At 62.4% G+C, this 24,270-nt stretch carries 18 protein-coding genes; 7 read left to right on the forward strand and 11 right to left on the reverse strand.

Features of this window, described 5'->3' with window-relative positions:
• Window positions 1–10 precede the first annotated feature (10 nt).
• On the reverse strand, window positions 11–4,861 hold the full coding sequence (locus AC07VS_RS20960; RefSeq protein WP_494751850.1) for a PAS domain S-box protein: 4,851 nt from the start codon (window positions 4,859–4,861) through the stop codon (window positions 11–13).
• Between the two features lie 897 nt (window positions 4,862–5,758).
• On the opposite strand from AC07VS_RS20960, the gene AC07VS_RS20965 reads away from it, so the two are divergent.
• Window positions 5,759–6,340 (forward strand): ComF family protein, encoded by a 582-nt coding sequence (locus tag AC07VS_RS20965; protein ID WP_494751851.1) that lies wholly within the window; start codon window positions 5,759–5,761, stop codon window positions 6,338–6,340.
• Window positions 6,341–6,342: 2 nt separating this feature from the next.
• Window positions 6,343–6,900 (forward strand): hypothetical protein, encoded by a 558-nt coding sequence (locus AC07VS_RS20970; protein ID WP_494751852.1) that lies wholly within the window; start codon window positions 6,343–6,345, stop codon window positions 6,898–6,900.
• An 18-nt stretch (window positions 6,901–6,918) separates the two neighbouring features.
• Here the strand turns inward: AC07VS_RS20970 and AC07VS_RS20975 are convergent, their stop codons facing one another.
• Both AC07VS_RS20975 and AC07VS_RS20980 read right to left on the reverse strand, forming a co-directional pair.
• Window positions 6,919–7,785 (reverse strand): ImmA/IrrE family metallo-endopeptidase, encoded by an 867-nt coding sequence (locus AC07VS_RS20975; protein ID WP_494751853.1) that lies wholly within the window; start codon window positions 7,783–7,785, stop codon window positions 6,919–6,921.
• On the reverse strand, window positions 7,782–8,108 hold the full coding sequence (locus AC07VS_RS20980; protein WP_494751854.1) for a helix-turn-helix domain-containing protein: 327 nt from the start codon (window positions 8,106–8,108) through the stop codon (window positions 7,782–7,784). Before AC07VS_RS20980 ends, AC07VS_RS20975 begins: the two co-directional genes overlap by 4 nt.
• 174 nt (window positions 8,109–8,282) lie before the next feature.
• On the opposite strand from AC07VS_RS20980, the gene AC07VS_RS20985 reads away from it, so the two are divergent.
• Genes AC07VS_RS20985 through AC07VS_RS21005 form a run of 5 tightly spaced genes read left to right on the forward strand, consistent with a single transcriptional unit; the run spans window position 8,283 to window position 12,641 of the window.
• Complete coding sequence (locus AC07VS_RS20985) at window positions 8,283–8,447, forward strand: hypothetical protein (RefSeq protein ID WP_494751855.1); 165 nt, start codon at window positions 8,283–8,285, stop codon at window positions 8,445–8,447.
• Window positions 8,448–8,503: 56 nt separating this feature from the next.
• A complete protein-coding gene (locus tag AC07VS_RS20990) occupies window positions 8,504–9,763 on the forward strand; it encodes a nucleotidyltransferase domain-containing protein (RefSeq protein WP_494751856.1) in 1,260 nt (419 codons plus the stop codon).
• A gap of 47 nt (window positions 9,764–9,810) precedes the next feature.
• Entirely contained in the window at window positions 9,811–10,218 is a 408-nt protein-coding gene (locus AC07VS_RS20995) for a type II CBASS E2 protein (RefSeq protein ID WP_494751857.1), read from the forward strand.
• Between the two features lie 57 nt (window positions 10,219–10,275).
• On the forward strand, window positions 10,276–11,184 hold the full coding sequence (locus tag AC07VS_RS21000) for an S-4TM family putative pore-forming effector (RefSeq protein ID WP_494751858.1): 909 nt from the start codon (window positions 10,276–10,278) through the stop codon (window positions 11,182–11,184).
• A 14-nt stretch (window positions 11,185–11,198) separates the two neighbouring features.
• Window positions 11,199–12,641 (forward strand): SMODS domain-containing nucleotidyltransferase, encoded by a 1,443-nt coding sequence (locus tag AC07VS_RS21005; RefSeq protein ID WP_494751859.1) that lies wholly within the window; start codon window positions 11,199–11,201, stop codon window positions 12,639–12,641.
• A 251-nt stretch (window positions 12,642–12,892) separates the two neighbouring features.
• Here the strand turns inward: AC07VS_RS21005 and AC07VS_RS21010 are convergent, their stop codons facing one another.
• From AC07VS_RS21010 to AC07VS_RS21045, 8 genes are all read right to left on the reverse strand, one after another.
• Window positions 12,893–13,036: a hypothetical protein gene (locus AC07VS_RS21010; RefSeq protein ID WP_494751860.1), complete on the reverse strand. Its 144-nt coding sequence runs from the start codon at window positions 13,034–13,036 to the stop codon at window positions 12,893–12,895.
• Window positions 13,037–13,056: 20 nt separating this feature from the next.
• Entirely contained in the window at window positions 13,057–14,628 is a 1,572-nt protein-coding gene (locus AC07VS_RS21015) for a hypothetical protein (protein ID WP_494751861.1), read from the reverse strand.
• Window positions 14,625–19,508, reverse strand: coding sequence for an AAA domain-containing protein (locus AC07VS_RS21020; RefSeq protein WP_494751862.1), 4,884 nt, complete (start codon window positions 19,506–19,508; stop codon window positions 14,625–14,627). The genes AC07VS_RS21015 and AC07VS_RS21020 overlap by 4 nt, the downstream gene beginning before the upstream one ends.
• Window positions 19,509–19,559: 51 nt before the next feature.
• Entirely contained in the window at window positions 19,560–20,405 is an 846-nt protein-coding gene (locus AC07VS_RS21025; protein ID WP_494751863.1) for a three-Cys-motif partner protein TcmP, read from the reverse strand.
• Entirely contained in the window at window positions 20,402–21,685 is a 1,284-nt protein-coding gene (locus AC07VS_RS21030; RefSeq protein ID WP_494751923.1) for a three-Cys-motif partner protein TcmP, read from the reverse strand. The genes AC07VS_RS21025 and AC07VS_RS21030 overlap by 4 nt, the downstream gene beginning before the upstream one ends.
• Window positions 21,686–21,721: 36 nt before the next feature.
• Window positions 21,722–22,585, reverse strand: a complete 864-nt coding sequence (locus AC07VS_RS21035) for a DUF5131 family protein (RefSeq protein WP_494751864.1) — start codon at window positions 22,583–22,585, stop codon at window positions 21,722–21,724.
• A 108-nt stretch (window positions 22,586–22,693) separates the two neighbouring features.
• The gene (locus AC07VS_RS21040) at window positions 22,694–23,638 is read right to left on the reverse strand and encodes a nucleotidyl transferase AbiEii/AbiGii toxin family protein (protein WP_494751865.1); all 945 of its coding nucleotides are present in this window, start codon (window positions 23,636–23,638) and stop codon (window positions 22,694–22,696) included.
• Window positions 23,631–24,242: a hypothetical protein gene (locus AC07VS_RS21045; protein ID WP_494751866.1), complete on the reverse strand. Its 612-nt coding sequence runs from the start codon at window positions 24,240–24,242 to the stop codon at window positions 23,631–23,633. The genes AC07VS_RS21040 and AC07VS_RS21045 overlap by 8 nt, the downstream gene beginning before the upstream one ends.
• Between the last annotated feature and the right edge of the window lie 28 nt (window positions 24,243–24,270).

Raw genomic sequence — 24,270 nt, forward strand, 5'->3', positions numbered from 1 at the left:
GTCTGCTCCATCAGGCGGACTGGGTCGTGACCGGGAGAATGGAGTCCAAGGCTTCGACTGCCCGCTCAAACTCAAACGCAAGCGCTTTCTGCTCGACGGCATGAAACGCATCCCCCAAGGTATTCCGCAGCATAGCGGTATTTTCTTTCACCACCTCCAGTGCCGCTGAGTCGTTGTCGACAAACAACGCACGCAGGTGCTGCAGCAAGCCCAGAACCACCCCGTCCAGCGCCTGTGGCGCCGCAGCCTGGGGCTCGACAGGCGAGGCGCCGGCCTGGGCCGTCAGCCAGGCCTGCAGGTCGGCCAACAAGGCGGCCAGTGTCAGCAAGGCCACTTCGCTGAGGCGCTTGAGTGGCTCGGGCTTCTCGCGTCGCCCCATCGCCGCCTCCAGCTCGGCGGCCTGTTGTTGCAGGGCAGTGGCACCCAGGTTGCCGGCCAGCCCCTTGAGGTTGTGCGCCAGTCGCTCGGCCAAGGGCCAATCCTGTGCGGCCAGGGCCTGTGGCAGCTCACTCAGCGTGGCCTGTTGCCCGGCCACAAAGCGAGCCAGCATGGAGCGGTACAGGCTGCGCTTGCCCATCACCCGTTTCAGACCCAGGCTGACGTCCAGGCCCGCAATCTCGGTCGGCAGGTTGACCGGAAAGGCTTCGCCCTCACGCACCGGCACGGGCCCCTGCTGGCGCCCTGTCGGCTTGAGCCAGCGGGCCAGCACACGCCACAGATCGTCGGGGTTGACGGGCTTGCCCAGGTGGTCATTCATGCCGGCCGCCAGGCAATGCTCACGGTCGGCCGCCATGGCATTGGCGGTCATGGCAATCACAGGCAGGTGTCGCAGCCCGGGCTGGGCTCGGATCGCGCGCGTGGCCTCCAGCCCATCCATGACCGGCATCTGCATGTCCATCAGCACCAGATCCACCGGCTGCTGGCGCAGCTTGGCCAGCGCTTCCTGCCCGTTGCCTGCCAGTTCAACCACAAAGCCGGCGTCGCTGAGCAACTCGGCTGCCACCTGCTGATTGAGTTCGTTGTCCTCCACCACCAGCAGGCGCGCGCCGCGCAGCGGGCTCAGCGCCTCGAAAGGCGAGCTGCCTGGGGCCAGTTCGGGCTCGGGCTGGGCATGGGGCTGCCCCATCAGCCGCATCAAGGCATCAAACATCTGGGACGCATTGACTGGCTTGACCAGCACCTCGCCCACCCCCAGGGTGCGGGCGCTTTCCAGCAGCTCGTCGCGCCCGAAGCCCGTCACCATCACCGACCAGGGCAGCAGCGGGAGCTTCAGCTCGGGCAGGCGGCGAGCCACCTCCAGGCCGTCCATGCCGGGCATCTGCCAATCGAGCACCAGCACCTCCACCGGCCGGTTCTGCCGGGCGGCCTCGCTGAGCGAGGCCAGCGCTTCGGCCCCGGAGTGGGCCACCGACACCTCGAAACTCATGCCCTTGAGCAGGTCGGCCAGCACCGCTGCCGCATGCTGGTTGTCGTCCACCACCAACGCCCGACGGCCGCGCAGATCCGGGTCGGGCAGCAGGGTGCGGGGCGTGCCCGGTCCGACCTGCAGCCGGGCCGTGAACCAGAACACCGAACCCTGGCCGGGCTGGCTGTGCACCCCCACCTCGCCCCCCATCAGCTGGGCCAGGCTCTTGCAGATCGACAACCCCAGGCCGGTGCCGCCATAACGGCGGGTGGTCGAGGCATCCGCCTGCTGAAAGCTCTGGAACAGGCGCCCGATCTGACCCTCGCTCAAGCCGATGCCGGTGTCGCGCACTTCAAAACGCAGCGACAACGACGGGTCTGCCACGCCTGGCGCCGCAGGCACCCGACGCACCACGATCTCGATCTCTCCCTGCTCGGTGAACTTGATGGCGTTGTTGAGGTAGTTGATCAGGATCTGGCCCAGGCGCAGCGGGTCGCCAATCAGGCTGTCCGGCACATCGGGGGCCACGTCGCAGATCAGCTCCAGCCCCTTTTCGGTGGCCTTGTGGGCCACCACATCCGCCACGTTCTCCAGCACCTTGTCCAACTGGAAAGGCGTGCTCTCCAGACCCAGGCGCCCGGCTTCGATCTTGGACACGTCCAGGATGTCGTTGATCACGCCCAGCAGGTGCTGCCCGGCTTGCTGGATCTTGTCGACATAGGCACGCTGCTGGGCCGTGAGCCCCGATCGCAAGGCCAGGTGCGCCATGCCGATGATGGCGTTCATGGGGGTGCGGATCTCATGGCTCATGTTGGCCAGGAAGTGGCTCTTGAGCTCGGTGGCCTCTTCGGCCAGCTCCTTGGCCCGCTCCAGTTCCTGCTGGGCGCGCTTTTGATCGGTGATGTCGACAAAGGTACCGATCAAGCCGCCGGGTGTTCCGTCGGCGCGTTGAAACCCACGCACCCAGAACAACACATCGTGCCAGGCCCCGTCGGCATACTGCAAGCGCAGCGACGCCTGCTCGCCCGCGGCCCCCTGCAGCACGCGCTGTGCCATGCCATTGAACAGATCGCGGTGGGCTGGCGGCAGGTAGCCCAAGTCCAGCACCGTCTTGCCGATCAGGTCCTCGCGGCTCACACCAAAGGCTTGTTCGTAAGCCCGGTTGAACCCCAGATAACGACCGTCCGGCCCCTTGTAAAACAGCGGCACCGGAATGGTGTCCACCAGCACCTCCTGAAACACCAGTTGCTCGGCCACCTGGGCCTCCAACAGCTTCTGGTCATGGATGTCGACGATCACGCCCACCACCCGCTCGGGCACACCCTTATCGTTGCGCATGATGCGACCGGCGTTCAGCACCCAGCGGTCCTCGCCATCGGGGCGCCGGATGCGCCAGGAGTTGCGGTATTGCACCGCCTCGCCAGCCAGCGCCGCCTGAAACTGCGCCACCGCCTGAGCCGCATCGTCCGGGTGCAACAGGGTGGCCCAGCGATCCCGGCTGACATAGCCCGGTGAGTCTTCCAGGCCGTAGATGTCCAGCAACTGCCGGCTCCAGAAGGCCTGTGTCTCCTGCAGGTGGATGTCGAAAATGCCGATCCGGCCGGCATCCTGCGCTATCTCCAGCCGGTCATGGGCCTCGTGCAGGGCCTTCTCGGCGCGCTGGGCATCCGTCAGATCCTCGATCACCCAGAGCGAGGCGGCCTCATGCCCCTCCATCTGCACGCGGCGCCCCGAAATGCGCACGTCAAATGATTCATCGCCGCGGCGCAGGCTCCAGTCGATGCGCACCGGCTCATTCTTGACCAGCGACTCGCGGACCTTGGTCAGAAAGGCCTGGTACAGCTCGCGGCCACCGAACACGGTGTGGACAGCACTGCCGCGCAGCGCCTCGGCCGAAGATTTCATCATGGCCACAAAAGCCGGGTTGAACTCGGCCAGCTTGCCACTGCTGGCCAGCACGATGGGCGGGGCGTTGTCGAAGATGGCCTTTTGCTGATCCAGCAAGGCATTGAGGCGCCGTTCGCGCCGCGCCAGCTCCTCGCGCTCGCGCATGCGCTCAGTGATGTCCTCGTGCAGACCGACAAAGCCGATGCAGCGGCCATCGTCATCCACCACCGGCGACAGCGAAGCCTGGTCGTGGTAGATCGAGCCATCACGGCGCTGGTTGACGAACTGGCCGCTCCAGGGCTTGCCCGCCAACAGGCTGGCCCACATGTCATGGTAGGTGGCCACCGAGGTCATGCCACTCGACAGCAGGGAGGGCTTCTTGCCCACCACCTCGGCCAGCGAATAGCCGGTGTTGCGCTGGAATTGCGGGTTCGCCCACATGATCTGCCCGGACAAGTCGGTGACGATCACCGACACCGGGCTGACCTCCAGCGCCGTGCCCAGGATGTGGAAGCGGGCCCGGGTGGCCCGGGTGCGTGCGCGCTGCTGCCAAACCATCAGGCCAGCCACACCACCGGCCATCAGCACCAGCCACAGGCCCAGGGCCTGCACCGCGCGCTCGGCCGGGCTGACCAGGGCATCCACCGACTGGAGCATCAACAATTGCCAGGAACCGCCCGGGTCGTTCCAATCCAGGGCCCGGTGGGCCAGCAGATGCGCCTTGCCCTCGAAATCGGCGCCATCACGCTGAACATCAAAGGGCAATCGCGAGGCCACCCCGTTGGCAAACTGCCGCCCGAACTGTTCACGCCCCGGCAAGGTTTGCACCCGCTGCTGGGTCACGCTGCCGGCCAGCGCAAACACCCATTCGGGCCGGGTGGCCGCAAAGGCGACCCCATCAGGGGTCAGAAGCACGGCGTCTTGCCCGCTGAAGGCCAGGGCATCGTCTGCTTTCTGGAACGGCATGCGAAACAGCACAGTGCCGATCACAGGGCTGTTGGCATCGCCCGTGTCATAGATCGGAGCCGACAGATAAAGCCAGCGCTCAGGCGTGCTGCGCCCCACCGCCGCATAGGCATTGACCACCCCCTTGAGTGCCTGCTGCACATAGGGCTGGTGCTGCAGATCCCGGCCCACTGACGAACGCCCCTCGGTGTCGTGGACCACCACACGCCCTTCGGCGTCCAGCAGGTAGATGCTGTCCAGCGCAAACCGCTCGCGCGGCACTTGCAGCCGGGCATGGGCCTCCTCGGCGCGCACGCCACGCGCCCCCCGCACCAGTTGCTTGATCAGGGGTTCATTCAGGCCCAGCATCACCAGGGCCCCGACCGACTCGCTGCGCAGGGTCAGCGATTGAAAGGTGTTGTCCAGTTGCTCCAGCACCTGGGCCATGCGCTCACGCTCAGCCGCACTGCGCCGAGCCAACAGAAGCTGATCTGCGGCCCAGACCAGGGCCAGCGACACCACCAGCACCCCCAGCAGCGATCGCCAGGCCTGCAGGCGCCACAAAGGCAGGTCTTGCCACCACAAGCCGGTGCGGACGGGGCGGGCGGGCGGGGCGGACCTCATCGGACACCCCGCTGAGGGCCTTGCGCCACGGCCCGCTGCCCCTGCAACAAGGCGTTACTGTCGATCCTGCAAGTTTTGACTGCCGGCACGCGCACACCTCCGTGAAGAGCCCCCATCCTAAGGGATGATGAAGGGCCGCCCCTGTCTGCCCCATTCATGCCGGTCGATTGGGCGCCGCCGCCGCCGACTGGCCTGGGGCCTCCTACAATCCAGGCACCCGCCTGAGCCCCCCGGCCTCGCCGATGCCCGGAGCCATCCGGCGCCATCCGACCGATTCTGGGCCGGCAGTCCCCTGCCCCAGTCCCCATGAACGGGCCCCAGAGCGCGCGACCCCGTGAAGACCAATGAAGGAAGGCTTTTGCCTGCTGAGTGACTGATGTCCAAGGAAAAACCCGATTCCGCCCCCGAGCCCGCTGGCTTGGCTGCCCACACACCCATTGTGTAGACAGGAAAATGGGCCGGAGCGCTTGTGGAGCGATTTCCCCTTCCACGACAGTCACTTAGTGCAATTACGCTGTTCCGCGCTGGAGCGCACGATGGGCCTGGATTGGCGTGGTTTGGCGATGGAATTACCCCAAAATTACCCCAAGAAAACGGCCCGAAAACTGAGGCATAGACCAGCGTGTGGCAGCGTACTTGGACACGGTTCGCCGAGGTGCGCGGTACCTTACTTTCGCGAAGCCACGCGGTAGGCTCCGGCCAGCCGCAACTTGGTCATGCCCGGTTGTCCGCATCCGCCTTGTTCAAGCCGAACGCCACACGCTTCACGCAGAACTCAGATTTGAATGGCGAAGTCCTTGTCGCGAACTCCGAGCACGTTCGACTACGCCGGCGATCCCCTCTCATACCCGACTCAATACTTCGCGCACAATGTGACGAAACGCAACAGGAGACGGTATGGATGTAGTTCTGCGGCAGCTGCAGGGTCCATGGAATGCTGGTTGGGCGTTGAACAAGCACATGCTTCGCAGCACTTACCTGGGCGACGATGAGTACGGCCATGCGCGATTCGAGTCGGTTCGCACCGATGTGGGCGAGGCAACCTACCAGTTGAAGTACCGGCAGGATTGGGGGCAAGCCCAGCACTTAGCAAGGGCATTGCTGGACCATGTGGTCCCGAAGCTCACAGAGATCGGGTTCATTGTTCCTATGCCTGCGTCCACGGCACGCGCCCGGCAGCCGGTGACGGAAGTTGCGCAAGCCTTGGGCGCGTTGTCAGGGATCCCGGTCTTTCCCGACCTGCTGCGCAAAGCGAGCAGCGGCAAGTCCCTCAAAGATCTGCAGACGAAAGAAGAGAAAATCGAAGCAATCGGCGACAGTTTCACTGTTCACGACTCCATCCAGGGGACCGGTCCCTGGAATGTGCTTGTTGTCGATGACTTGTTCCATACCGGGGCCTCGATGGAGGCCGCCTGCGCGGCCCTCCGAAAATACCCTAAAGTGAGGAGCGTGTACGTTGCCGCGCTGACTTGGAGATAGCCATGACCACCGTTTTCATTGCAGGTTCGATGAACATCAAGCACCTCGATGCCAAGGTGAAGGATCGCATCGCCAACATCGTCGCGTCGGGGTTCGAGGTGGTCGTGGGCGATGCCGATGGGGCGGACACCTCCATCCAACAGCAGTTGCTGGACCTCGGACACCAGAACACCACCGTCTACTGCAGTGGCAAGACACCCCGCAACAACGTGGGAGCATGGCCGGTGCATGTCGTCACGACAAAGCATGCGCCAGGAACCAGGGCATTCTTCACTGCCAAGGATCTCGCGATGGCGGCCGCTGCTGATGTTGGGCTGATGGTCTGGGATGCGAAGAGCACCGGCACGTTGAGCAACGTCATTGAGCTACTAGCGCGAAAGAAGAAGTCGGTCGTCTTCGTCAACAAGGAAAAGACGTTCCGAACCATCGGCGCTGTCGAACAGCTTGATGAGCTGACGAACTGCATGTCCGAACACGCCAGACGCAAGGCCGATGAGAAGATCGGCCTGATGAGCCGCATTGAGGCCTTGAAGCACGAACAGCCCGAGCTTTTTGCCTGATCCGCTGGCGTCGAAGAGTCAGAACGAAGGCAGGTTGGTCGTCATGTCTTCATCCGGCTCGTCCGGGTGCTCCACCCCTGGTGCGTCGAGCAGCAACAGCGAGATGGACATATCGTACCGGTCTGAGAGCACAACCATCTCGCGCACAGGCAGCCTGATGGGCCAGACGCCTTCGGGGTGCTCTACGCCCAAGCGATAGCCCGCAGTTGAAAGCGCTTGGTCTGGGCTCACAGCGAGCGAGCCCGAAGGCAATTCCATGCCCTCCTGCAACGTTCCAAACGTGTATTTCTTCGCGCTGCCACTGGCCTTCCACCAGTGCAGCATCCCTTCCCGTCCCATGACGGCGACGGCTGGCTGATCGGTGAACTCCAACCATTTGAGCATTGCGGCCGTGAGAGAGACTCCGTAACGGTCGGCGCATTCGCCCAGGAGGTCAAGAGTGATCCGGCGCCCACGCACCTGCTGGGTGTAGTCGTCGATAGGCATGAGCAGGTACGACGCGAACTGGTCTGCCTCGCGCTCGATCCTGGCCCCGGTGATCCCCAGTGTCGCGCTCTGGGAGCATTGGAACGCCTCCTGCAGCTTGCGATGCAGGACGTAGTGTCCAAACTCGTGCGCAACGGTGAAGTTGGACCGCCCTGGCAAGTCAGGGTGCGGGTGGTACAACAGCGCCCAGACTTTTCGCTCCTTCAGCCAGAACAACCCGCCCTCGAAGCCTTTCAACTCTCGGGCTTGCAACTCCCCAATGGGCGCCTCGGGCGCCACGTTCCTGGACCATTCCTGCGCCAGTACTCCGGCGTTGATCGGAAACGTTAGTCCATGGACGGCGCGCCACAGCTTCGCCAGCTTGATTGCCTCGCCCGATGGGGAAAGCCCCTCTTTCAAGGGCCGGCCTTCTTGTCAAGGACGCTGAGGATCTCCTGTAACTGCTGCTTCACCCCGCTGTCCAGCGACTGGTACTTGCGGAAGAAGGCTTCGTCGGCCACGTCGATCGAGGGCTCGGCGACGTCGTCATTCATCAGGAACTCGGGCGTCACGCCCAGGACCTTCGCCACCTCATTGATCCGGTCGGCGGACGGGCGGGCCTTTTCCTTGTTCTCCAGTTCCCATACGGATGACTTGGACGCACCGATCTGCTCGGCGAACTGTTCCAGCGTCAAGCCTGCTTTCTTCCGCAATGTGCGGACCTTCTCGCCCAGTGTTGGCATGCTTGTTCGGAGTTCCGATAAAAAAAGTACTTGACTCCGGAAGTTCGGGAGTCCACAATTTTTATTGTGATGGTTCCGAACTTTCTGCGCAACCCCGATTTGGTAACACAGCCAGCTGGGAACAGGGAAGTCGGGATGTCGCAATCAACCAACCGATCCTGAAAGGGGACGACCATGAGCAAGACGTTGAAGCCCGGTACGCCGGCACCGAAGTCCGGCCAGTACCAGAACCCGGGCACTGGCAATGAAGTGACCGGCTTGAAGGGCAAGCCGCTGCCGCCGACGCCGCGGCCGGGCCAAGGCTACAAGCTGGTGGACCCCACCAAGCACAAGCGCTGAGCCGGGGCGAGTCCAGGTGCGGCAGAAAGCCATCGACAAGACTTCAAGGAGACCCCGTGATCCGTGAACCTGCGACTCTCCCCCAGCGCCCTCGCATCTCCATGCGGTCGTCGGCGCGTTTCTTCCACTTGGTGGATGTCATCGCCCGGGCCAATGAGCCTACCGCCACCCAGTTGATGGCCCTGGAGCGCTCCTACAACAGCACCGGCGAGTTCCTCTCGGCCTGCCCGGAGTTCCAGGGCGATCTCATCCAGATCCACGCCCACGGTTCCCGGCAGTTGGGCACCAACGTGCGGCCCCGCGATGGCTCGCGGGAGGGTTTTGACATCGATCTGATCGCACGCCTGGTGTCCGGGGCGCTTCACAAGTACGACGGCGAGCACGGACCAGCCGTGCTGCTTGACCGCCTGCATCGCGCCTTGTCCCGCTACGCCGATGCGCATGGCCTCCGGCTGCGCCGCTGGGAGCGTTGTGCAACGCTGGAGTACGCTGAAGGGATGTGCGCTGACATCGCACCGCTCATTGACTCTCCGTTGTTGGCCGCGCCTTTCGGCGACACGCACGGCCTCATTCCTGACCGCGAGCTACGGCTTTTCGACTCGACGAACCCGCGCGGGTACGCGAAGCATTTCGATCTCGCCGCCGCGATCTCGCCGAATTTCACTGGCGCAGTGCGCTTTGCGGAGGCGATGGATTCGGTGACGCGCGCGGAAGTGACGCCGCTGCCTGATGCGCAGGAAGTCTTCGACCGGCTACTGTGCCGACTGGTGCAACTGTTGAAGCTGCACCGCAATGTGGCCTTCGGCGTTGCGCAGGGGAGCCAGGACATGGCGCCTTCGTCTGTCTTCCTGACGACGCTGGCCGCGATGGCCTACGCGGTAGAGGCGCCGCAGCCGCACGAGAGTCCCCTGGAGTTGTTGCTCGATATCGTGGAGCGGATGCCGCTGCACTTCGAGCGGATTTCCCGCTCCGACGGTTCCGAGGAATGGGTCTTGCCCAACCCTTCCGCCCCCCGGGACAACCTGGCCGGCGGCATGAATTCTCCGGCACGACAGGAGGCATTCCTCTCGTGGCACCGCCGCCTGATCGGGGATCTGAAACGCATCCTGCATGCCATCGAGAATCACGAGGGTATGGATGTTCTGCTCAAGGCGCTGGAGGGCGCATTCGGACCTCGCTGCGCGGGCGCCATCCAGCAGGACCAGACCCAGCGGCGCCAGACCAGCCGCGTTGCGGGCCGGGTGACGCTGATCTCGTCGGCGGCAGCCGCGCCGGTCAGTGTCGCAGCGCGACCCCATACGTATTTCGGCCGCTGATGACACCTTACCCGGCTCCGCCCGTACCGACCTTGGCCCAGCGAGCCATGGAATTGCGCGCCCTGCCTATCGATGGCGCCCGGCTGGTGTTTCTGTCGGGCCGAGCCTTGCGCTATCGATTCCGTCTGGCGCCGAGCAACTTCGGTCGCGTCTACGAGTGCGAACTGCGCCTGACACCCGATTCGCGCCCACCGGAAATGTTCGTGCTGAGTCCTGCCCTGACGACCCTGGCCGACGAGGCTGCGCTGCCTCATGTCTACCCCAACAACGGTCCCGGCACCAAGCTGTGTCTCTGGTGGCCGAAGCAGCGTGAGTGGCTGCCGCAGATGAAGCTGGTCGACACCTACATCGCCTGGACTTCGGAGTGGCTGTGGCACTTCGAAGACTGGCTGACCACAGGCGTGTGGGCCGGCGGCGGCGAGCATCCGCAGCAACGCAGGAAGCGTTGGGCTTGAGACAGCGACGACCGAGATCTCAAAACGACAGCAATGATGCAAGGAGCAGAGAACAGCATGAATGAAATCGATAAGAAGCAGGTAGAGACGCGCATGCTCAACTTGCTGCGTGCCAGGACGCTGATCTACCGGCGGGCCAAGAATGTCCAGGCGGTGGGCCTGATCATCTCGCTCGTGTTCCCGATCGTCGGCCTGATCGTGTCAGCGCTGCTCCTCCCGTCGAAGCCGTTCATTGCGTTCGCCGCCCTGATGTTCAGTTTCCTGGAGGTTCTGCTTCTCGATCGCTGGCACCGTGCGCAGCTCAAAAACGCAGCGAAGCTGCAGGAGGATTTCGACTGTACGGTGTTGCAGATGGACTGGAACACCTTCCTCGTCGGCAATCGCATTGACCCTGAAGATGTCTTTGCCGACGCATGCAAGAAGCTCAGTGACAAGGACGAGCAACGGCTGATCAACTGGTATCCGCTCGCCGTCAAGGAACTGCCGCTCCATTTGGCAAGGCTGGTGTGCCAGCGCACCAACCTCTGGTACGACAGCGCTTTGCGCAAGCGCTACAGACGCGTTCTGTTGACAGGCTGCGTGGCGCTGATCGCGGGGGCTGGGATCGTATCACTTGCCATCGATCACACCATGACAACCTTCGTCCTCTCCACGCTGGCTCCGATGACGCCGGTGATGATCTGGGCGCTCAGGGAATGCAACCGGCAGGCCGCGACCATTGAGTTGCTGGACCGCCTGAACGATGAGGTCAAGAAGCTCCTTGATCGCGCACGCAGCGGCGCCACGGCACAGGAGATCAGCATGCGTTCGCGCGAGCTGCAAGACGCCATCTTCAACCACCGCGCCTCGAGCCCATTGATCTTCGATTGGGTCTACAACCTCTTGCGCAGGCGTATGGAAGAGCAAATGAACGCTGGTGCCGACCAGTTGGTGAGTGAACTGCGCGCGGCTGCCAACGTGCGCTGAAGGCGGATAGACGAATGAAACTAATCCAAGACTTCAACGCCTTCCTGAACGACACCGTTAACCTCAACAGCACTCGCTTCGATCAGCTCGAAAGCAGCATCGATGCCATCAAGACGGCGGTGCGCGGGCTGGACTGGACGCCTTCCATCGTCGGCTTCGCCGCGCAAGGGTCCTGGGCTCACAAGACCATCATCAGGCCCCTGCCTGGAGATCCGTTCGATGCAGACCTGCTGGTTTACGTGAAGCCGGTCGCGGGCTGGGAAGCGAAGGACTACATCAACGAGTTGTATGTGGAGATGGGGAAGCTCGGTCTGTACAAGGACAAGATCAGGCGCTACTCGCATTGCATCACCATCGAGTACGCCGGCGAGCGCAAGATCGACGTGGCACCTTGCGTGAAGGAGCGCCTTCAAACGGGTGTCTGGGAGGTTTGCAATCGTGATACCAATCTCTTCGAAAAGTCCAACCCGCTCGACTACACGGACTGGCTGATCGAGCGCAACAGCATCTGCGGGAACAACAACTTCCGCAAGGCCACCCGGTTGCTGAAGTACCTCAGAGACATCAAAACCAACTTCACCTGTCCCTCGTTCCTCTTGACGACCTTGCTTGGCAAGCATGTGTACGCGACCGACAAAGGAGCTGCAGGGTTCGTGGATGTTCCCACGACGCTCAAGTCGCTGATCGATCGGCTCGATGACTGGCTGCAGGCCAACCCGAGCAAGCCAACGGTGCGCAATCCCGTGCTGTTCGAGGAGATCCAAAGCACCGCCTGGGACGACACCAAGTATTCGAACTTCCGCTCGAAGATCAATCTGTACCGCGGGTGGATCGATGACGCGTACGACGAGACGGACAAAGAGGAAAGCATCGGGAAGTGGCAGCGTGTCTTCGGTGAGGACTTTGCCGTTCGGGAGGCTGTTGAGAAGGCGGGCAAGGTCAGTGAAGCTGCGCTGTCCGTCGTACGGGGCAGCCCGGTGTCGGCTGGCGTCACTGATCTGGTGGCATTGGTGAAGAAGATCGGCCGTGCGGCTCTCCCCAGCGGCTTCGATCGTCTGCCGCACATGCGCCGTCCGCGATGGCGATCAGCCGCAGGCTCGCGGCTGACCGTGAATGTTGGTGCGCAACTGTGGACATCCCGCTATGGGCAGAATGTCCGCTCGCTTGCCTCGCTCGCGCCCACGCAGCCCGGATACTGGGTCCGTTTCAACGCCAGCAATAATCTCGGGCTCCCTTTCCCGGAGACCTACAAGGTTGAATGGCGTGTGACCAACACGGATGAAGTTGCGCGGCGTGCCAACGCGCTGCGTGGGGACTACTACCGCTCCGATGAGCCAGGTGTTCGCTGGGAGCCGCTGTCCTATCGGGGTGTCCATATGGTCGAGGCCTTCCTCATCCGCAAAGCCGACGACACGCTGCTGGGGAAAAGTGATCCGTTTTACGTGGTGATCGAGTAGCGAGCACAGCAGCAGAGCGGCACGCTCCTCGGTGAGCTGCGCCACCGCCATCTCCAGCGGCTGCTGGAGATAGGCGCTACCCGCCTCGGCCACACCATTCTCGCTGTCGACGGAAGGCCGCTCCGCATGTCGGATCAACATCAGCTTTTCGAGCGCCATGAGCGCCGCAAGACTTTCCTGCATGCCGGAAGCGCCCGAAGGCGAGGAAATCGTCTGGGACTATGCCGCCAGCGAGACATAAAGGCGGTGGCCTAGCTTTCACCTTGCTGCAACCGCTGTGAACCGCCCCGGGACGGTTCAATCAGCTCATCGAAGCCGAGAGGCACGAGTGCCCCCGCGCTGAGCGCAAGGCGCTTCTGCGTCGCTTCTTCTACATACTCCAGATTGAAGGTCATGGTGAACCGGTGTTCTCTCGCTACTTCTTCAGCGTCAGTCGAGCGCGGCCACCTCTTGTGGGCCCACCGCCGTCCACTTCGCGTGGCGGTGTCAGACGTGCCACCAGTTGCGCCAGACCTTCGATCAGCGCCGCACCGCCCTCCTCGCGCGCCGCAGTGATGCCGTCCGAGCGGCCTCGCATTCGCGCTGAAACGAACGTCCCCGCGGATGCAATGTGCTCAGGGGCAGACGACATGAAGCCAATCGGCACGGCCGTCGCGTTGTGGGCCAGATTGAAATGGAACATGGCACACACCAGCGCGTCTGGCACGATCAACAGCTCCACGCTCCCATCCATCAACATCACATCCGCCGCCAGCAGGCGGCTGAACTGGTCCTGGTAGACGGCCAGGCGCTCTCGTGGCGGGCGGCGTGCGGTCGGTACCACGACCTGCAGTCCGGCCGAGGGGCGTTCGCCACCTTGGGGGACCAGCAGCCGGTCGATCTTCTGCGCCAGGTCGCGCGCACTGCGCGTGCGTGCCCACAGCGGTGACTGCGGCGCCCACCACAGGGCCTCCCACTGCGCGGGATGCGTCGTCTCCGCAGGCTCTTGAATGTCGGTTTCAGCCCCTTCGGTAGAAGGTGGCTCAGGCTCAACCTGTGTGCCCGACTGCACCATTGCGGCCTGGATGCGCTCCAGCAGCAAGGCTGCATTGCGTGGGAGGTACAGCGCGCCCAGCATCGGCGTGACGCGGTCGTCGTCAGGACGCACGGACCGGGTCAGATGCACCTCCTCGGCATAGCGACGCAGATCGAACGCCTCCCCAATCACGTAGCGCTGCAGCAGCGTGTCATCAAACGTCTGGATGAAGTCCCGCAAGCGTTCGTTGTCACCACGCTCTTGGCTGGCCAGCGCGTCGGTGATCGCCTCGGAGATTTCCAACCTGCTGCCGAAGCTCTCGTCGTCGATGTCACGACGGATGCTCGTCTGCCCGCTTAGGTCAAGGTGAAACTTGCATGGCAAGGGAATACTGAAGCGCTCGCCAGCATCAATGGCGCTGATCTTGTAGATCTCGGCCTTCTCCTTGCTGCAGATCTGGCGGAAATTCTGCTGGAAGGACTGCTCTGCGTATTGCCGCGTGCGCGACTGCTTGTCCAGGTTGCGTGTCGCCAATTCGATCTGAGAGCGCACCCGCTTCAGGCGGCTTGGACGTCCCGCCGGGCTGAAGCTGATCAGGTCGAACACGACTTCGGCGCTCCAGTCCTGGATCTTGAAGAAGCGCGGCAGATTGTCCGAGCTGTCCTGGAAGCGCGCCAGAGCGTAAGTGGTGAGCTCAAGGTGCTCGTCGTTCCATTGCAGCAGACGCTCGTCGAGCAAGGACTTGAGAACGGCATCGGTTTCCTTCTTCGAGAAACCGAAGAAATCCTGGATCTGCGCAGGGCTGAGCGTGCCGCAGACGTACGCGATGCGCAGGGCGAACTCCGTCACCACGGGCAGCGCTTCTTCAGCACTGATGGCGCACGAGATCGCGAAGCTCTGCGCGGGAATGGCGAACGTGATCTCATCGACCGCAAGGTGTTCGCGCAGTTGTTGCTCCTCGAGGGTGATCATGCTGGCCTCCCTTCCAAGGCCGATGCCTGGACCATCGCGAACGCCTTGTCGTCCCGGTGCGCTTCAATGTGCGCGAGTACCCGCCCCATGGGCGAACGCTGGTGGCGCTCGCGCCACATGCGAGCCGCTCCGACGATTACCAGTCGATCCATGGCGCGCGAGATCGCCACGTTCACCCGCTCGTTGCTGCTCAGGAACCCCTGCTCGAAGCGGCCGTTGTTGCGCGTTGTGGACACGATGATGATCCGGTTTTCCTTACCTTGGTAGCTGTCGACGGTGTCGATCTTGATCAATCGTCGATAGCCCGTGGCCCAGTCCTGTTCGCTGAGCATGCGCTGCAACAGGCGCTCCTGTGCGGCGTACATACAAATGACCCCGATGGGCTTCTCCTCCTCGGTGCTGTGGTCCATCAAGGATTGAACGAAGAGCCCACTGGTGCAGATCGAGCGCAGCAGATCCAGGATCTCGCGCGCCTCATATAGGTTGTCGAAGCCCGGGGTCTTGGACCTGTCGTGGGATTCGCGCCCGGCGTCCGACGTATCGATCCAGGTCACGACCGCGCGGATGCGCTCGGGTAACTGATCGAACCACGGCGGAGGCTCACCGCGGCCGGGCTGCAGCGGCACTGGGTAGAAGCAGGCAGACACCAACTCGCCGATCGGGGGCGCCATGCGGTACTGAGTCTGCAGGGTCGCGCCGACCTGGCGACCGTAGTCTGACTCGAAGGCGCGCTCGAAGTCGCTGCGAGTGAGCACCGAGCGATCCGGCCATTGCAGGTCCGCGGCGATCCGGCGCACAAGAGGCTCGGTGTAGAGCGGCGGCAACTGGCGGTGGTCGCCGACCAGCAAGACGCGACGCCCCGACTGTATCGCGACGGCCAGCTCGCCTGGCGTCGCCCGGGCCGCCTCGTCGACAATCACCCAGTCATATCGATTGCGGGCCACTCCGAACTGGGAACGCCCCAGTCCCACGCAGGTACCGCACACCAGGGACCGCGTCTTGGCGAGAAATTCCTCGAAATTGCCGCGCAGCGTCCCCAGCCGGTCCACCCATTCCTGAGCCATCGCCATGACCTGATCGAGCTTGGACACCGCGTCGACTGAGGTCACTCCGTGGGCCTCCATCGCGGCACGTCGTAGCTGGGCAATCGTCTCGGCTGGCTCGGCCACATCGAGCACGCCGAATTTCTCCCGCGCCAGCGTGCGCAGACGTTCGGTGCGTTGCCCAACGCGCGCGGCCACAGACGCGAGGTCATCCCCCGTCGCATTGGCTTCCGAGAGCTTGCGCGCCAGCCGCTCGATGTCCCTCAACAGGCGTCCGAGGTGGAAATCGACGTCAAACCATGTCTCCACGAAGGCATTGGGAAGGCCCAGGTTGCGACTCAGCGCCACGACGCGCTGGCGCATCTCGGATCGGAACAAATCGCGGTAAGCCTGCAGGATGGACGCTGAATGATGCGGCCGCAGCTGCTCGGACACCATGCCCTCTGCGCCGAAGCGCACCACGTCCAGTGGCAGATCTGTACGCTGGCACAACTCAATGACCTTCTCGGCAGCGTTGTTCACCGCCTCGTGCGATTGGCTTGCCAGCAGGATACTCTGTGCGCCATGGGACATCGCGTAGTGGATAAACGAGGCGATGAAGGACGTCTTGCCCGTGCCTGGCGGCCCTTGCAGTAGGCTCAGTGGCCCCTGGGACCACAGCTTGGCAAAGGCGTCCCGCTGTTGCCGATTGAGGGAAAACACCAACTGCCCCGACTCGTTGTGACGGTCGTAGGCATCCAGCTCTGCATCGGTGGGCAGGGCCTGCAGGGCTTGCGGCAGCGGGCATTGCACCGGATCGAAGTAGTCGACCAGGTCGGGTAGCACCGATTCACGCCCCAGAATGCGGGTGACGGCGAGATGTCGGCGGCGAAACGAAGACAGATCCTGCTGGCTGCGCAGCTTGATCCGATCGCCCACGCCAGTCTGTATACGGATGCGCGGGTTGTCGATCACCAGGATGGCCTGAGTGGTCTCGCGCATGTCGATGTCGCCGACCTTCACCAGTTCGCCATTGATTTCCTGCAGGGCCTCGACCTTTGCGTCGGACTCGTAGTCGAGCGCCTCGCCCTCCTTGCGATACGGAATGCGCAGCTTGTCGCGGCGCCCCATCTCGCGCGCCACCGGCGCGGCAATCTCGACTTCAGGCAGCGTGGCTTCCTCGGCATCGAGGATGGCTTGCCACAACGCCTCGGTCCGCGGAGCGGCGCGTGGCACGCCAGCCGGACCTTCTTCGCCGACGTCGACCTCCTCCTCGGGCGCGTCGAGGCCGAGGATTTGGGCGCGGACAGCGTCGATGGCCTGGCGGACCTCCCCTATCGCCTCCAGAGCCGCCAGCAGGTCGCTGGCATCGTCGGCCGGCGCGGGTTCGAACACGATTTCTGCTTTCAGCGTCGCGGCCGCCTGGGTGGCCATGCGCACGAACTGACTGTGCGGCATGTCGTGCACGCGCAGCGACGCAAAGTCGAGTGTCGTAGGCTTGAGCAGGAGCAGCAGGCGCCGACGCACCCCGGACAGCGACACCTCCACCTGAGGCTGTTGCCGGCCATTGCGCACCCGTTCGATCGCCACCCCGACGTGGAACTCATCGTTGTCGCCCGCCAGGGGCGTGCGCGAGGTGAGCTGGCGCATCTGAACGACCAGCCGCGGCCCGGTGTCGAGCAATGGCGGATGAAGCAGCCGCGCGAGAGCGTCATCGATGCGGTCGAGCGCATGCACGCGCAGTTCTCTGTCTAGGCAGCGCTGAATCTCCCCACGCAAGGGGCCTGCATCAGTACCGTCCCAGGACGAGACACGCTCCAGCAGTTCCCCACACATCTTTGCCACGGCGTAGCAATCGCGCTGCTCCGGCGACACAGACTCGTGGTCCGCGGGCGCATAGGCCGGGTTGTGGGGGCCGGCCACGCCACCCTGCACCATGTCGATGGCGTCGATGAAGCGCACGTCGGCGCCTTCGACCAGGACATTTCCGGGGTGCAGGTCGCCGTGTTGCAGGTCCAGCCCATGCAGATGCACCGTAGCCTTGACCAACTGGTGACACAGCGCGAGGATCTCGCGCGCCGCCGGGCAGGCCGCGCCGGCGTCCAGCAGACTCTGCCCCTCCACCCAATGCTGGACCAGGAAGGTGCCCGCGTCCGAGATCCCAAAATCCACCACTGGCGCCAGCGAGGCACAGGGCTGAGTCTTTACCAGGCGGGCCTTGTCCAGGAACATCTTCAGCGCATGGGTCTCCTCGGGACGCTTCGGGTCGGGCCGTCGTCCGTACCAGACCTTCACCGACACTGGGCGTCCGCCCACGGTCGAGCGGTAGAGATGGCTGTGACCCTGCTTGATGTTTTCCTCAAGCGGATACGCCACCATCGGCATGACTTCACTGCGGTAAGCCTCGAAGGCGCGTAGATCCACCTCGGCCCTGGACGGCCGACCGACCGTCAGCGCGTTCAAGGCGTCCAGCATGGCTCGGGCATTCGCAAACCGCGCCGAGGGGACCCAATCCAGAGCCCTGGCGAACCAGGCGGCCAAGCCTTGATCGCAGTCTGCCCCTTCCGGAGGCTCCCATTGGAACAAGCCTTCCATCTGAGGCGGCAGCCGCAGAAACAGCACGTGGTGCGTGGCCGCGCCGAGCAGGTAGACGTCGCCCTGGAAGGCGTCGCTGGGCTCGTCCTCACCCAGTTCGGAGTCCTCCGGCAACACGGCCCTGCCCGCACGCAAGCTCTCCCGTAGCGGACCGACCGTACCCGCCTCGGGGAAGTAGGCGGTCAGAAAGCCGGAGATGGACACCTTCGACGGCCGCTCCAGCCACAGGCTGTGGTCGCTGACGTCGCGATGTGCCACCCCAGCGTCGTGCAGTTCCGCGAAGTGCGAAAGGAGCACTTTGACCAGGGCCAAGCGGTCAGCGAACGACATGTCCTGCCCGTGGCGGTGCACGAACTCGTTGAGCCTCAACTGGCGCGAGGGCAGCCGGTAGAGCTCACAGAAGTCCGCGTCGATATCGTCACGGGTGGGGTGGGACAGCGGTTGGAGCACTACGCCATCGAGTTGCTCGCACTGCTCGTGGATGAAACCGAGAACCTTGTGCTCGCGCAGCGCGATGCGCGCCCGTTCGTCGAGAGTGTCGGCGATGCCAGTGAGCGCGGAAAAGTCCCAGCGTCGCAACAAGGCCTCGTGCCGCTGGTCATCCTTCTTGACCGACTTGTACTCTTTGTACAGGCCCTGAGGGTGCGGGAAGGTCGCCTCACCGACGATCTGGAAGTTGCCAAACGAAAAGCCCGCGGGCTTGAAGTCCCGGCCACGGAAGAACTGCGTGAAGATCTGTACATGCTGGTTGGGCTTCCCTGCGCAAGGGTTGCCAAACTCCTGCCGATAGCCGCCCTGCTTGGCGATCTTCAGGAACTGGTCGAGCGTCAGGACGAAGGCCTTTTCATCATCTGAAATCGCTGAGAAATCCGCTGTTCCGCACATCACAACTCGGTAGTCGATGTATACAGACTTGGCCGGCTCGGCGAGGCGGTTGCGGATCTTGGACGAGAGAATTTTCCACTTGTCGGCAAGCACTTTGACTGGAGAGCGCCCCATGTCATCGCCATCGCGCAGCCAGTGGTCTTGCATCGGCTCGATCTTGCCGCGCCACTTCTTAAGCTCAATTAGCAGCAAGCGATCATGGGTCAGCAGCACCAGGTCGATCTCGCGATCCCGGTAGGTCGTGTCCATCATCATGAAGCCGGCGTAGCCTTGCCACTTCAGACTGAACTCAGATGCATTGAATGCCTGCCGCATGCGCTCCAGCGCCTCCTTCTCCGAGGCGTGGATGCCGTCACTGCTGATGATGTCGATCTTCATTTTTATGTCTGCCGCACTCGACAGGGAAATATTGGGGAGCAACGTCCTTAGCTAGAAGTCGAACTCACGGTTCGGACCTTGAGCCACATCGCCCCAGATCCTGTTGGGCAGTTCATGACGACTGAAGAACACCAAGTGGTACAGTGGTCGATTTCCTTCGTCGCGAACCAAAGGCATGCGCCGGCTGATCGAAAATCCAAGGCCACGCACCAGCCCACACCAGTAGTCAAAAAATGCTTCGTCGGCATCCCCGCGCACAAACGCGAGAGGATCGACATGCTGCCGCCAGCCAGGCGCAGCATCATCGAAGCGCGCGCGCTCGGGGTTGTATTCCATCAGCACGTTGCGTCGAAGATCCATGGTGCTGAAATGAACCGCGAAATCGACAAACTTCAGACGCGCCAGCTTTTCGATCACCTTGAACGAAAGGTACTGGAGGTTGTAGGGATCCAGATACGCGAGGCAGAGCGCTCCTTTTGGAATCGTCCCAAGTACTTGATCCACCGTGGATTCAGCTGCACCCGGGAAAGCAATGGCCGGCGCACCCATGGCCCGCAATCGCTCTGCACAGGCCGATGCCCGAGCGGCGTCCAGATCACCAACGAGGCAAGAGGTGAAAGCAATATCGTCGCGCAAAGAATGCTGCCATGCGACCTGAGCCCCCCCGGGGCGCGTCATCGTCTCGCCCTTGACCTGAATACGGCCAGGGCCACAGAACAGATCGACGTACACACGCTGCTTGAATTTCTCCCTCGCGCGACGTGTGCCCTCCACGTACTTTGCGAGGAAGGTGTGCTTCATCTCTGGAACCCAGCGGCCAACACCTTCACCGTTCCGTCCAAGCTCCACCGGAAGATGCGGCAACGGATCAGCATCGTGCGCGAGACTAAAACTCATTTGCCTGGCCCTGCCGGAGAACTAAACAGAGAAATTTGCTGGTTTCGTTCGATCCAATCCGTATCCCGCATGTATCGCGCAAGCCGCCGAACCGTCCCGTCCTCGGAGCGAATGACGATGTCTCTCTCACCAGACAACCGCTCCAACGCGTCCTTGTACATGAGAGAGGTACCTGGGGACGTATTGCAGGTCGAGGCATAAAGCTCGCCAATCTGCACAGGCTGTCCTCGCCTAAAAATGTTCTCCGCCAAGTGCTGTGGCAACACGCCGGCGGACAGGCTCTGTGCCACATCGTCGAATACAAATCCGCCCTTGAACTGCTGACGGAAGCCCATCATGTGGGTCGCAAGCATGTCAAGGCCTGCACCGCCATAGTGGATGGAATCGTTCTGGTGTTCCCAGTGCACCTGCTTCATCACATCTTGCGCACGCGGATGTCGGGAAAGATGGACAAGCCAGTACTCGCCCTGGCCACTACCCTCCCCTCGAATGAAGAATGGCGTGAAGTACTCGGCTCCGCAATCCTTCACCAAGGCATGGTACAGAGCGGCTTGAATGAAGCGTCGCCAATCCGCCGAGTCCTCTTCCTTGATTTGCTCGATCGTTCTACCGCCCAGCGCCGAGCGGATGTCGATGGCCAGCTTTCCAGAGACCTTGTCCGTGAACTCATCGTTGGTATAGGTCGCAAAAGCGGAGACATGAAACGTGAGGACCACCTCACTCTTCGGTGATTCAGCAAATATTTTTTGAATCAACGGTGCAGGCACATCGCTGTACCCATACTGATCAAGAAAGAAGAGCGCGGTGTGTGCTCGGGGGGTATGCGCCTCGATCAACCGAAACACGGCTGGCGATGCCGAGACAAAGTCATCATGAATGACGTGTATGGATTGGCCGATTTGTGCACCGTATCCTCTGTCATGCAAGACCTGTTTCAGGTGCGATAACGCCCGAGCATCCTTGTCGATGAAGATGTACCGCACATCCAGATCAATGGGCTTTGTTCTCTCGGCGTTGACCCGGACACTGGCCTCCCGGACCGCATCCAGCATCCGCAGCGGAGAGCCAAGGATTTCCGTCCCCATACCCTTGAGCGTGTAGAGGCCGCCCCCACAAAACCCGTCCACCAGCGTGATGCGCAGCCGCTCTCGTCCACGCGCGTTGAGTGTGCGCTGTTCGAAATACCGAATCAGGTATCCAACCAACACCTCATGCTTCGTCACACTGTGCGGATCGATCTCCGCCGGTCCGTTCCTCCAATCGTAGTGACTCTGTGCCAAAAGCAAGCCTTTCTGCGGTGCAGGAGTGGATCGAGGTTACACCGTGTTTCCCGTGCTCGGAAACTGGTCCCAATGGCGGCCGCCCAAGGAGCGGCCAGCCTTGCCTTTTCCGACAGCGGCGAGCTTGACCTCTGACCCATCGCGTCTGACGACGTGAATCGGGGTACGACCTGTCACTGCGTCAGCGGCTTGCTCCAGAGGCGCCCAGTGCCCCCATTGCTTGAAATGGAAGGCAACGCCAGCCGCATTGCATTGTTTGCGGAGATCTTCGGGCCATTGCGGATCCATGGGACGCGAACCTGGCCCGGACTCGCCGCCAGCAATCACCCAGTCCACGCGCGTACCGCTCTTCCCAACCTTCAACCACTGGCGCAGATCCAGAGGTCCAAGCAGCGGCTCACAGGACAGGAACCGGACTGCCGGCGTATCGAACTCCAGAAGATACTTCAGCCGTTTGCCTGCGGCATCCTGGTTTTCGACGGTCGCACCCAGCCAAACATTGGAAGGCAGTTCATAGCCCTTGGGCAGTTGCTTGCGTACCAGGTGGATTCGCTTGGTCAGGAGCAGCCAATCAAGATGAGGCGTTGCCGCGATGAGGTCCAGAAGGCGTAGCCGGTGCGGAACTAAATCCTTGCGGTTCTCGAACACGTCCGCCATGGAAGCACAAAACACGCGCCGTCGGGTCTTGCTCTCCTTGGCCTCCCGGTCCCACTTCAGGGGCTCCTTCCAATGGGCATCGCCAAAGAAGCGCCGCTCCGACTTAGCGCCCCAAACGTCCTCTCCGAGGCGCTTCGCCCAGGTTTCGGCATAGCAATGGTCACACGCATCGGACACGCGCACGCAACCCCACCATGGATTGAAGGTGTGGTGCGTCCACTCGATACGGGTGTCTTTTCCCATTGTTTACTCTCTCGGCGCATTGCGACAATGCACTGTTTTTTAACACAGTATAGACGTACTCTTGTGAAAGAACGCGAAATCCGCCAAGGGCGTCAAATTGACGCCCAATCACATGAGTTCAATGTGCTGATGGATCCTGTCCAGCAAAACATCAAAGTCCGGCTGCCCCTGGTAGTACAGCGCGGCGGTCCTGCGGTATTCCTGCGCAAAGCGCAGACGCCGCTCAGCTTCGGCCAGCAAAAAAGCCGGATTGCGCGCAATGACCTGCTCGTCGCCAGTACGGAACCGCTGCGACTTGCGTTCTTGGTACGCATGTGTGTTCATGAACGCCCGAACCTCCTCCAGTCCCAGCAGGCAGTACACGTCGTAGTAGTGCCGCAAGAAGTTGGAGGGAAAAGCCTGGGTTTCGTCCAATCGGCGGTACTTGGTGGAAATTGTTTGCAGCTTCTCGACGAAGGTGTGCGTGGGGGCATAGCACGGTACAGCCACCGCGCGGTTATCCCCCACTGCCACACCGCGCTCCCTAGCAACGTCCAGCGCCCATGACGAGATCGTGACCGCCCGATTCGGGGCGGTGTCATCGAATCCAAGCTCCAGCAGGATGCCGTCTTTGACGCCAGCGAGCGCGGGAACACGCGGCGCATAGATCAAGCGAATTCCGGCACTGCGCATCTTGTCGTCGTCAAACTGGGTATCACGCTCCACACTGTCGATGCCCGGAATACTGATTCGCGCAGCGAGTGCGTCGTAGTACGCACGCCGCGATTCAACATGCGCGGGCTTGTCTTGGTTGCGCCCCGTTTTCACGTCCATGCCGTCGGGCGGTTCAATGCGGATGTCGATGTCTTCGGAAAAGCGATGGATGACACCGAACCCCTTTGACAAGGACGTTCCACCCTTCAGCTCAAACTGAAAACCCTGCGCCTGGAGACCCCACAGGCAATGCATGATCCAGTAGTCCTTCTCGACAAGCATGGGATCAAGGCCACGCTCGTCAGCAACCACTGCCAGCAACTGATCGAAGTCCCTTCGTTCGTGCAGGAAGTCAGCCACCCGCCCACTCCCGCAGGCGCTTGCGCGTGGCCACGCTGCCAAAGCTGTCGACTGCGCGCTGCAGACGGGTGGAGTCGAATGAAAGCAGTTTGCTACGCGCCTGGCGCAAGACCGCATCGCGGTCCTCTGCCAGTTCGTCCAGGTTGTTCAGCAGGTCCACGTAAAGGAACTCAGGCGTCAGTTTCCTGGGAAAGCGCGGCTTCATTCGGAAGTCGAACTGCCGATTGCCAAGCTTGAAGACGCCGTGGCGCTTGTGGTTGTAGACCAGCGTTCGGTTGTAAAGCTGGGTTGTACCCAGACCCACGGCGTTGTAAGCCGAAGGCGAGAACACCAGGAAATCCTTGTCGCGCAGGAAGCCGCCCACCACCTGCTCATCGGCCGGTGGCAACGGACCGAAGTTGGACTGCTTCGGTACGTGGTACAGGCCTTGGGCCAACTTCTTCAGCTTTCCGGTAGCCACCAGCTCGCGCAGATGCCGATCCACCGCCGTAGACAGGCGTGCGAGATCCTCCCGGCGGTAAACGCGCCCAGCTTGCAGTTCGCCTGCGAGGTGCGCAGCAGCGCCTCGCAAAGAGACAGCAGGAGACTGGACGGTGGTAGGCATGGCTAATTTTTCATTGAAATTCCATGCA

The organism is Curvibacter sp. GW821-FHT01G03, from assembly GCF_059422285.1.